The sequence below is a fragment of the Streptomyces sp. OR43 genome, from assembly GCF_008042275.1.
Taxonomy (GTDB): domain Bacteria; phylum Actinomycetota; class Actinomycetes; order Streptomycetales; family Streptomycetaceae; genus Streptomyces.
Genome location: NZ_RDBK01000043.1, coordinates 3,809,546 through 3,819,928 on the forward strand (window position 1 = coordinate 3,809,546; position 10,383 = coordinate 3,819,928).

Below are 10,383 nucleotides of genomic sequence, written 5' to 3' on the forward strand. Positions count from 1 at the left end.
CAGGCGGAGGGCGGGCGTGTGACCGGACGGCCCAGGGGCCTTCGGGCGGTCTGGGCGGCCCTGCCCGGCCCGGACGACTGCTAGGTGCTAGGTGCCGGGTGTTGGCGTGCCCAGGTGTCGGCGTGCTTCTTGCGGGCAGGCGCATCAATGAGAGCGGGGAATGAACGGTTCGAACATTTCCCCAGATGACCGTTTTGCTTCGTTTGTGCCATCGTGGTTGGTGCTGAACGGAACGGATATCAGATCGGAGACGTGCATGTCTGTGGTGAAGAGCCCGCTGTCCGAGACCGACCTCAAGTCCGTGGGCGAGGCTCTCCAGGGAGCCCTGGTGGACCTCGTCGACCTTTCTCTGGTGGCCAAGCAGGTCCACTGGAACGTGGTCGGGCCCCGCTTCAGGTCGGTTCACCTCCAGCTCGACGAGGTCGTCGACACCGCTCGTCAGCACTCCGACACGGTGGCCGAGCGGGCCTCCGCGGTGGGCGTCAATCCGGACGGGCGGTCAGGGACGATCGCCAGGACGACGGCCATCGATTCCGTGCCCGAGGGCTGGGTCAAGGACGTCGACGCCGTGCGGACGCTGGTGGACGCCCTGGGCATCGTGATCGGCCGGATGCGCGAGCGGATCGAAGTGACGGGCGATCCCGACCCGGTCAGCCAGGACATTCTCATCGCGCTGACCGCGGACCTCGAGAAGCACGCGTGGATGTTCCAGGCGGAGAGCGCCTGACCGGGGCTTTCCGACCCGCTCGGCCGGTCCTCCGCCGGTCGGGCCCCATCTCAGCCGGTCCGCCCGGAATCGGGCGTAGGCCGGTCCCGCAAGACGCGAGGAGTTGTGATGACTGACGAGAGCGCCAAGGACAAGATGGCCGGCAAGGCCAAGGAAGCCATGGGCAAGATGACCGGCAACAAGCGCATGGAGTCCGAGGGCAAGGCGGACCAGGCGAAGGGCAAGGCCAAGGGCGCCATGAACCAGGCTCAGGACCGCGCTGAGGGCGTCAAGGACTCCCTCTCCCGCGACGACGAGAACTGAGCGGCAGTGATCGGAGCCCCCATCGGAAGCGGTGGGGGCTCGCCGCTGGAGGAAAGCCCGCGGTGAGGCCTGCGCCGAGGCCCGCGGCTCGCCGGTTGGCCCGGCTGGTAGGCCGGCTGGTAGGGCGCGGGTGGCAGGCGGCCAGGCGGCCGGGCGGAGCAGCTGGCCGGCGGGATGTGGCCGAGGGGGCCAAGAGGCGTGCGGATGCGCGGCGCGCGCCTGTACTGCGCCGGTGCGCTCTCCCGCCGGCTGACCGGGCAGAGCTAGGGTCTTCCGTTCGGATCAGGACGGGCACCGCGAGCCCGGCACGTTCCGAACGACAGGCCCCGGGTCCGGCCGAAGGAGGCAGCCATGGTGCGGCGATGGGCGCCGGCGCTCGTGCTCGGCGGCGTGTGGTGGTGGGCCGTGCTGCGGCTGGTGCTGGAGCCGGCGCACGCGGGGCCGGTCGAGGCGGCGGTGGCGGCGGGTGGATGGGGGCTCAGCCTCCTGCCCGTGCACGTGACCGAGACCATCCGGCCGATGGGGATATTCGACGCGGGGACCGGCCTGCTGCGGCGGTGTGCCGGAGGTGCGCGTGAGACGGTCCGGAACTGGCAGTCACTGATATCCGGCTCGGCGATACCTGGCTCCTCGATGCCCGGCCTGATGCCGGGGTCGATGCCCGGCTCGCTATCCGGCCCCTCGTGTCGCGAGAGCGGCCGGTTTCGCCGTGCTTCCGCCCTGACCGGGCGTGTTTCCGCATGGTTTCGACTGACTTTTGTCCGGTCCGGACGAGCGAAGGAACCCTGGCGGCGCGCGGGCCGCCGGTCCTGGTCCGTCAGCAGGGCGTGGCGCGCTACCAGGGCATGGCGACGCCGCCGTTCGGGCGGAGGATCTGGCCGGTCATGAAGGCCGACGCGTCCGCGGCCAGATGCAGCACCGCGTGGGCGACTTCGTCGGGCTCGCCGACCCTGCCGAGCGGGGAAATGCGGGCCATCGTGGCCTCGGCCCGGTGCTGCTGCTCAGCGTCGTGGCGGTCGGTCATGGGGGTGCGGATCCATCCTGGGGCGACCGCGTTGACCCGGATGCCGTGCGGTCCCAGCTCGGTGGCCAACGTCTTGGTCAGCTGGACCACGGCGGCCTTCGCGGCGCTGTAGCAGAGCAGCCCCGGGCTCGCGGAGTCGATCGCGCCCGAGGCCATGGTGATCAGGGAGCCGGGCGAGCTGCGCGCCACCATCGTGCGGGCCACCTCCTGGCAGGCGTACAGAACCCCCTTGAAGTTGACCGAGAGCACACGGTCGAGGTCCTCGTCCGTGGTCTCCAGCACGCTGCTCGTATGCATGATTCCGGCGACGGCGGCCAGGATGTCCAGTTCACCCGCGGCCGAGACGGCGGCCCGGACCTGGTTGCGGTCGGTGACATCGAGCGGATGGGTGTGGGCTTCGCCACCTGCGGAGGCGATCAGGGCGAGGGTCTCCAGGAGGCCCTTCTCGTCGAGATCGGCGCAGTGCACGGTGGCGCCCGCCTCCGCCAGCAGGACGGCCGAGGCACGGCCGATACCGCCGGCGGCGCCGGTGACGAACGCGGAGCGGCCGGTGAGGTCGTACGCGGCGAGAGGCATGACGGGACCGTACGGCGGTATCTGACGGGTCGTCAACTGGTCTGCGATGGTGAAAGGCCCTGGGGAGTGGGGCCCGGCTGGCACTGGGGGCACCAGTAGGTGGGGCGGGTGTCCTGCTCCGCCCTGCGGATCGCTGTCCCGCAGCGCAGGCACGGGAGGTGGGTCCGGCCGTAGACCCACAGGTTCTGGCCCGTGCGAGGGCCGCGCGGCGCCGGAGCGGCGGCGGTCCGGGGACGGGCGCCGACGGTGGTGGTGCGGACCGCACGGTCGCGGTTGGCTTCCAGGAGCTGCTTGGCCGTGGTGACCAGGAGTGCTGCGGTGGGTGCGGGCAGTCGGCCGACGGGGAGCCAGGGGGTGGCCCGTGCCAGGAAGCAGAGCTCGGACTTGTAGATGTTGCCGATGCCGGCCAGGTTGCGCTGGTCCAGAAGGGCTTCGCCGAGCGGGCGGTCGGGGTCGCCGAGCAGATTGCGCAGCGCGGTGTCGGCGTCCCAGTCCGGTCCCAGCAGGTCCGGGCCGAGGTGACCGACGGCCTGCTCCTCGTCCTTCGTACGCAGGAGTTCGAGGACGGGGAGGCGGTAGCCCACCGCGGTGTGCGTCGCGTTGGCCAGGATGGCACGGATCTGGTGGGAGGGCCCGCCCCGCCAGCGTTCGCCGGGGGCGTAGACGCGCCAGGCGCCGTCCATCCGCAGATGGCTGTGGAGGGTGAGGCCGCCCTCGACGCGGGTCAGCAGATGCTTGCCGCGTGCGGAGACACCGAGAACGGTCCGGCCGGTGAGATCGGCGGTGGCGAACCGTGGGACGCGCAGATCGGACCGGGTGAGGACCTGACCGGCCAGCGCACTGTGCAGCCGTTTCGCGGTCTGCAGGACGGTGTCTCCTTCGGGCATACGTCCATCATGCGCGGGTTGCGGGTGTGAGCGGGTGGGCTCACGGTTTGTTGGTGTTGGTGTTGGTGTTGGTGTTGGTGTTGGTGCGGGTGCGGGTGCGGGTGCGGGTGCAGTGGTCCGTGGCCCGGCCCGGCCCGGCCCGGCGCTCGGCCGCTGTGGCCGTGGCCGTGGCCGTGGGGCTGTGGGGGTGGTGCTGGGTTCAGGCGCGCAGGCGCAGGCCTCTCGGGGTGGCGAGGAAGCCGGCCGACTCCAGGGTGCGGCCGAGCGGTGAGGTCAGCGACGAGACGCCGTTGGTGCGCTCCACCGTGACGGTGCCGAGTGCTCCGGCCCGGGCCGCGGCTGCGAGGGCCGCCGAGGCGGCCCGCAGCGCGGGATCGTCCGGGTCGGTCGGCCAGGCGAGCAGCGTCTTACCGCCGCGCTCCATATAGAGCGTCAGCTCACCGTCCACCAGGACGACGAGGGAGCCGGCCTTCCGGCCGGGCTTGTGGCCGGCCCCGGCCGGTGGCTCGGGCCACGGCAAGGCCGCCCCGTAGGCATTGGCGGGGTCTGCCGCGGCGAGTACCAGCGCGCGGGGGTCCGCGCCGGGTTCCGTACGGTCGCGCGCGGTGGAGGCCGCGCGGAGCCGGTCGACCGCGCCGTCCATGGCGAACTGCGCGGCCCCCAGTCCCTCCACGACATAGCCGCGGCGCGCCTGCCCGTTGTCCTCGAAGGCGGAAAGCACGCGGTACGCGGCGGAGAAGCCGCCCTCGACACCCTCGGCCTGGACCGCGCCACGCGTCACCACTCCGTGCCGGTCCAGGAGGGTGCGGGCGAGGGCGTGGGCCCGGTGCGTGGGTTCGGGTTCGGTGGAGGGCAGCAGGGACCAGCGGCCCGAGACCGTGGGCGGACCGGTACGCGAGACGGGGCGGGCCGAGGTGGTCAGGGAGCCGTACCGGCCGCGCGGAACACTGCGTTTGGCGCGATGCGCGGTCGATCCGGCCGTACGCCCCGAGCCCAGGAGCGCACGCAGCGGGGCGAGGGTGTCGTTGGTGAGGCGGCCGGACCAGGCGAGATCCCAGAGGGCGTCCGCGAGTTGGGGATCGGTGGAGTCCGGGTGCGTGGTGGCGCGTACCTGATCGGCGATCTGTCGGAAGAAGAGCCCGTACCCCCCGCTGAGCGCGGTCAGTACGGATTCGTGCAGCGCGCTGAGCTCGAGCGGGCGCGGGGGAGGCAGGAGGAGAGGAGCGCTGTCGGCCGGGTAGAGGGAGAGCCAGCCGTCCTTGCCCGGCAGAGCCCCACCACCGGCCCACACGACCTCGCCGGTGGTGGTGAGTTCGTCCAGGAGCGCCGGGGAGTAGCCGCTGACCCGGCTCGGCAGGATGAGCTTCTCCAACGCGGACGCGGGGACAGGGGCGCCCTGCAACTGCTCCACGGCGCGCGCCAGTCCGTCGATGCCGCGCAGGCTGTTGTCGCCGAGATGCTGCCACTGGGGGAGGAAGCCCGCCAGAGCGGCGGGAGGTACCGGCTCCAGCTCATGGCGCAGCGCCGCGAGCGAGCGGCGCCGCAGCCGCCTCAGCACCGTGGCGTCGCACCACTCCTGGCCGATACCGGCGGGGTGGAACTCGCCCTGGACGATCCGGCCCGAGGCCGCGAGCCGTTGCAGCGCGCCGTCGGTGACGGCGGTGCCGAGGCCGAATCGGGCCGCCGCCGCGGTGGAGGTGAACGGCCCGTGCGTACGGGCGTAGCGGGCGAGGAGGTCGCCGAGCGGGTCCTTCACCGGTTCGGTGAACGCCTCGGGGACGCCGACCGGGAGTGCCGTGCCCAGGGCATCGCGCAGCCGGCCCGCATCCTCGATGGCCGCCCAGTGATCGCTGCCGCCGATCCGGACCCGGATGGCGCGGCGTGCCGTTGCCAGCTCCTGCGCCCATGAGGGCTCGGCCCCGCGCTCGGCCAGTTCCGAATCGGTGAGCGGGCCGAGGACCCGCAGCAGGTCGGCGACCCCTTCGACGTCCTTGATCCGGCGGTCCTCGGTCAGCCACTGGAGCTCCCGCTCCAGTTCGGTCAGGACCTCGGCGTCGAGAAGTTCGCGCAGTTCCGCGCGGCCCAGCAGCTCGGCCAGGAGGTGGGAGTCGAGCGAGAGCGCGGCGGCCCTCCGCTCGGCGAGCGGGGAGTCGCCCTCGTACAGGAACTGCGCGACATATCCGAACAGGAGCGAGCGGGCGAACGGAGAAGGCTCCTGCGTCGTCACCTCGACCAGACGGATCCGGCGGGCCTCCAGATCGCCCATCACCTCGGTGAGCCCCGGTACGTCGAAGACGTCCTGGAGGCATTCGCGGACCGCTTCGAGGACGATGGGGAACGAGCCGAACTCGGAGGCGACCTGAAGGAGCTGGGCAGCCCGCTGACGCTGCTGCCACAGTGGTGTGCGCTTGCCCGGGCTGCGCCGCGGCAGCAGCAGCGCTCGGGCCGCGCACTCGCGGAACCGCGAGGCGAACAGGGCGGAACCGCCGACCTGGTCCGTCACGATCTGCTCGATCTCGCCCTTGTCGAAGGCCACATCGGCGGCACCATCCCCGATCGCGGCCTGTTCGGGGTCTTCCTCGCCGGCTCCGACCCCAAGAAGGGGGGCGGCCGGGTCGGGGAGCTGGACGAGGAGATGGTGTACGAGTCCCGGGTCGGCGACGTCTTCACCCTGGGCACCACGTCGTGGCGGATCGAGGACATCACGCGCGACCGGGTCCTGGTCTCGCCCGCACCCGGTGTTCCGGGACGGCTGCCGTTCTGGAAGGGCGACCAGCTGGGCCGTCCGCTGGAGCTGGGGCGTGCGCTGGGCGCCTTTCTCCGCGAGCTCCGACGACGCGCCAGTCACCCAGCTCGTCCCGGAAACGCTCGACGAGGATGGTCCGGTCGTCCGGCACATGGCCACAGGCCCGGCGCTGCTCGTCGATGTAGGACAGCACGTTGTCCACGGCCCACGTGTCCAGACCCGCGGCCAGCAGCCGCTGCCGGGCATCGTCCGGGGACAGCCCGCCGAGCTCGCGGAGAAAGGCGCCCAGCGCACGCCCCAGCTCCAGCGGACGGCCCAGCTGGTCGCCCTTCCAGAACGGCAGCCGTCCCGGAACACCGGGTGCGGGCGAGACCAGGACCCGGTCGCGCGTGATGTCCTCGATCCGCCACGACGTGGTGCCCAGGGTGAAGACGTCGCCGACCCGGGACTCGTACACCATCTCCTCGTCCAGCTCCCCGACCCGGCCGCCCCCCTTCTTGGGGTCGGAGCCGGCGAGGAAGACCCCGAACAGGCCGCGATCGGGGATGGTGCCGCCGGAGGTGACGGCGAGCCGCTGGGCGCCTGGCCGGCCCGTGACCGTGCCGGCGACCCGGTCCCAGACGACACGGGGACGCAGCTCGGCGAACGCGTCGGACGGATAGCGGCCGGCGAGCATGTCGAGCACGGCGGTGAACGCCGACTCGGGGAGTGAGGCGAAGGGCGCGGCCCGGCGGGTCACGGTCAGCAGGTCGTCCACCTGCCAGCTGTCCAGGGCGACCATCGCGACCAGCTGCTGGGCCAGCACGTCCAGCGGATTGGAAGGGATCCGCAGCGCTTCGATGGATCCTTCACGCATGCGTTCGGTGACCACGGCCGCCTGCACCAGGTCGCCCCGGTACTTCGGGAAGACGACCCCGGTCGAGACCGCGCCGACCTGATGCCCGGCACGGCCGACCCGCTGGAGTCCGGAAGCGACCGACGGCGGCGACTCGACCTGGATGACCAGGTCGACCGCTCCCATGTCGATCCCCAGCTCCAGGCTGGAGGTGGCAACCACGGCGGGCAGTCTGCCCGCCTTGAGGTCCTCCTCCACCTGTGCGCGCTGCTCCTTGGAGACCGACCCGTGATGGGCCCGGGCGAGGAGCGGGGGCGCGCCCTTCGCCGCCCCGGACTCCGCCATGATCTCGGCGGGGGAGTGGGCCTCGGGCATCGTCTCGCCCGTGGCCCGTTCGTACGCGATCTCGTTGAGCCGGTTGCAGAGCCGCTCGGCGAGACGGCGGGAGTTGGCGAAGACGATCGTCGAGCGGTGGGCCTGGACGAGATCGGCGATCCGCTCCTCCACATGGGGCCAGATCGACGGCTTGTCCGCCTGGCCGGAGTCCGGGTCGGTGGCGGGGGAGCCGCCGAGCTCACCCAGATCCTCCACCGGCACGACCACCGACAGATCGAACTGCTTGGTGGACGGCGGCTGGACGATCTCCACTTTCCGCAGGGGTGAGAGGAAACGCGCGACCTCGTCGACCGGGCGAACGGTGGCCGACAGACCGATGCGCCGGGCCGGCCGGGGCAGCAGCTCGTCGAGCCGCTCGAGCGACACGGCGAGATGGGCGCCGCGCTTGGTGCCCGCTACCGCGTGCACCTCGTCGAGAATCACCGTCTCGATTCCGGCCAGTGCCTCCCGTGCCGAGGAGGTCAGCATCAGGAAGAGGGATTCGGGTGTGGTGATCAGGATGTCCGGCGGCCTCGTCGCCATCGAACGGCGCTCGGCGGGTGGGGTGTCGCCGGAGCGGATGCCCACGCGGACCTCGGGTTCGGGCAGCCCCAGGCGCGCAGATTCCTGGCGGATGCCGGTCAGCGGCGAACGGAGATTGCGCTCCACGTCGACGGCGAGCGCCTTGAGCGGCGATACGTAGAGCACCCGGCAGCGCTTCTTCGCCTCGGCGGGCGGCGGGACCGCGGTGAGCTGGTCCAGGGCGGCGAGGAAGGCGGCCAGGGTCTTTCCCGATCCGGTCGGCGCGACGACCAGGACGTCCGACCCTTCACCGATCGCCCGCCAGGCGCCTTCCTGCGCTGCTGTCGGCGCGCTGAAGGCTCCCGCGAACCAACTGCGGGTCGCGGGGGAGAAGGCATCGAGTGCGGAGCCGGTCATGTCCCCCATCGTGCACCCCGCCACTGACAACGGCCCCGAAACGACTCCGCGGGTCGCCTGCCCCGCCCGTGGATGAGGCCGCAGCGCCTCGGCCGGCCACCGCCCCGAGGCTCCCGCAGCCTGCGAACTGCGAACTGCGAACTGCGAACTGCGAACTGCGTGCGGCGATAAGCACCGAAGCTTCCGCAGCCCGCAGGAAGCGCCGAAGCTGCCGCACCCGCCAGAAGAGCCGAGGCCCCGTAGCCCGCGAGCTGCGAGAATTCGAGCATGGCAGGAGCGACGGGACCGGCGGAATGGGCGAGGCACTGGCAGTACGCGGAGCTGCCCGACCTCGACCTGCTGCGCGCCCGCTACATCCGCCACACCTTTCCGCGACACAGCCACGAGGGCTATGTGTTCGGCGCCGTCACCCAGGGCGTCGAGGACGTCGAGCTGCCCGGTGGCACCGTCCACGCGGGCCCCGGCTCCGTCGTCATGATCAATCCCGAGGTGCCGCACACCGCGCGGGCCGGTGTTCCCGAGGGCTGGGTGTACGCCACGCTCTACCCGTCCGCCCAGGCGGTCAACGCCATCGCGGCCGACATGACGAACCTGCGCGGCACCGTCGGCTTCACGGAGACCAGCGTGGCCGATCCCCACGCGGCTCGGCTCATCGGCGAGGTCCACCGGGCAGCGGAGGAGGGCAACGCGCTGGCGGCGGACAGCGTGCTGAGGGTCCTGGTCACGCGCCTGCTCACCCGGCACGCCAGCGTCCTGCCCGCCCCGGCGCCCCGGGCGGCCGGCGCGCGGGACGCGGCGCGGGCCCGTGCCGTACTGGAGAGCAGGATGTCGCAGCCGCCCACCCTGGAGGCACTGGCCACCGAACTCGGCACGAGTCCGTTCGCCCTGCTCCGGGCCTTCAAGAAGCAGTACGGGATGCCGCCGCACACCTGGCTCACCGACGCGCGCGTCCGGCGTGCGCGTCGGATGCTCGACGCGGGCACCGCCCCCGCCGCGGCTGCCGCCGCGGTCGGCTTCACCGACCAGCCGCATCTCAACCGCCATTTCACCCGGATCGTGGGGGTGCCACCCGGCGCCTACCAGCGGGAACGCGCAAGAACGTACAAGACCGGCCCCGGATCGCCCAGGTAGCGTCCCGGGCGTGGCAGAACAGACAGCACCCCCTCAGAGCGTCGCCGGCCCGCCCGGCGGCAGTGCGACCACCGCCGAGGCCAAACCGGACGCGGCCGTCGTACGTGACGCACTCGGCGTCGGCATAGCCGTCGGCCTCTCCGGCTTCGCGTTCGGTGTCACCTCGGCCGGGTCCGGCCTGAGCCTGTTGCAGACCTGCGCGCTCAGCCTCCTCGTCTTCACCGGCGCCTCCCAGTTCGCCCTGGTGGGGGCCCTGGCCGCCGGCGGCAACCCGTACACCGCGGCCGCCGGTGCCTTCTTCCTCGGCGTACGCAATTCCTTCTACGGCCTGCGGCTGTCGCAGCTGCTCGCGCTGCCGCGTGCCGTGCGTCCCCTCGCCGCCCAGTGGGTCATCGATGAGACGACCGCCGTGACGCTGCCCCAGCCCACCCGGCGCGCCGCCCGGATCGGTTTCACCGTCACCGGGCTCACGCTCTACGTGCTGTGGAACCTCACCACGCTGGTCGGCGCGCTCGGCGCGAAGGCGCTCGGCGACACCGCCGCCTGGGGGCTGGACGCGGCGGGCCCCGCCGTCTTCCTCGCCCTGCTCGCACCGATGCTGAAGAGCACGACGGAGCGGGTCACCGCCGCGCTTGCCGTCGTGCTCGCACTCGGCCTGTTGCCCGTGCTGCCCGCAGGTGTGCCCGTACTGCTGGCGGCGCTCGCGGCGCCGGCCGTCCTCTTCCTGATGGGGCGCGGCAATGACGGGCTGATGGGGCGCGGCAAGGACGGAACCCCGGATGAACCGGCCGGGGCGGCCAGGCGCTGCACGACCGGACGCTCCAGGGCGCCGGCCGGCAC

At 72.3% G+C, this 10,383-nt stretch carries 6 protein-coding genes and 3 pseudogenes; 5 read left to right on the forward strand and 4 right to left on the reverse strand.

The annotated features are described in order from the left end of the window. The first annotated feature begins 256 nt into the window (after window positions 1–256). Complete coding sequence (locus EAO72_RS36325; RefSeq protein ID WP_148021271.1) at window positions 257–727, forward strand: Dps family protein; 471 nt, start codon at window positions 257–259, stop codon at window positions 725–727. A gap of 108 nt (window positions 728–835) precedes the next feature. Beyond that, the gene (locus EAO72_RS36330; RefSeq protein ID WP_148021272.1) at window positions 836–1,030 is read left to right on the forward strand and encodes a CsbD family protein; all 195 of its coding nucleotides are present in this window, start codon (window positions 836–838) and stop codon (window positions 1,028–1,030) included. An 835-nt stretch (window positions 1,031–1,865) separates the two neighbouring features. Here the strand turns inward: EAO72_RS36330 and EAO72_RS36340 are convergent. The 3 genes and pseudogenes from EAO72_RS36340 to EAO72_RS44345 form a co-directional block, all read right to left on the reverse strand. Further along, the gene (locus EAO72_RS36340; protein ID WP_148021274.1) at window positions 1,866–2,630 is read right to left on the reverse strand and encodes an SDR family NAD(P)-dependent oxidoreductase; all 765 of its coding nucleotides are present in this window, start codon (window positions 2,628–2,630) and stop codon (window positions 1,866–1,868) included. Window positions 2,631–2,662: 32 nt separating this feature from the next. Next, window positions 2,663–3,517 carry a DNA-formamidopyrimidine glycosylase family protein gene (locus EAO72_RS36345; protein WP_148021275.1) on the reverse strand — a complete coding sequence of 285 codons (855 nt, stop codon included), beginning with the start codon at window positions 3,515–3,517 and terminating at the stop codon, window positions 2,663–2,665. 199 nt (window positions 3,518–3,716) lie between these two features. Continuing rightward, window positions 3,717–6,065 (reverse strand): annotated as a pseudogene (locus EAO72_RS44345) (Lhr family helicase); the annotation flags it as partial. A gap of 15 nt (window positions 6,066–6,080) precedes the next feature. On the opposite strand from EAO72_RS44345, the pseudogene EAO72_RS44350 reads away from it, so the two are divergent. Further along, window positions 6,081–6,209: pseudogene (locus tag EAO72_RS44350) on the forward strand (hypothetical protein); the annotation flags it as partial. Between the two features lie 139 nt (window positions 6,210–6,348). On the opposite strand, the pseudogene EAO72_RS44355 reads toward EAO72_RS44350, so the two are convergent. Next, window positions 6,349–8,412: pseudogene (locus tag EAO72_RS44355) on the reverse strand (DEAD/DEAH box helicase); the annotation flags it as partial. A 267-nt stretch (window positions 8,413–8,679) separates the two neighbouring features. Between EAO72_RS44355 and EAO72_RS36365 the strand changes: the two are divergent. Together EAO72_RS36365 and EAO72_RS36370 are read left to right on the forward strand one after the other, a co-directional pair. Continuing rightward, window positions 8,680–9,543: an AraC family transcriptional regulator gene (locus EAO72_RS36365; protein ID WP_148021276.1), complete on the forward strand. Its 864-nt coding sequence runs from the start codon at window positions 8,680–8,682 to the stop codon at window positions 9,541–9,543. Window positions 9,544–9,553: 10 nt separating this feature from the next. Then, the coding region (locus tag EAO72_RS36370; protein ID WP_261991739.1) for an AzlC family ABC transporter permease at window positions 9,554–10,383 on the forward strand (830 nt) is incomplete at its 3' end.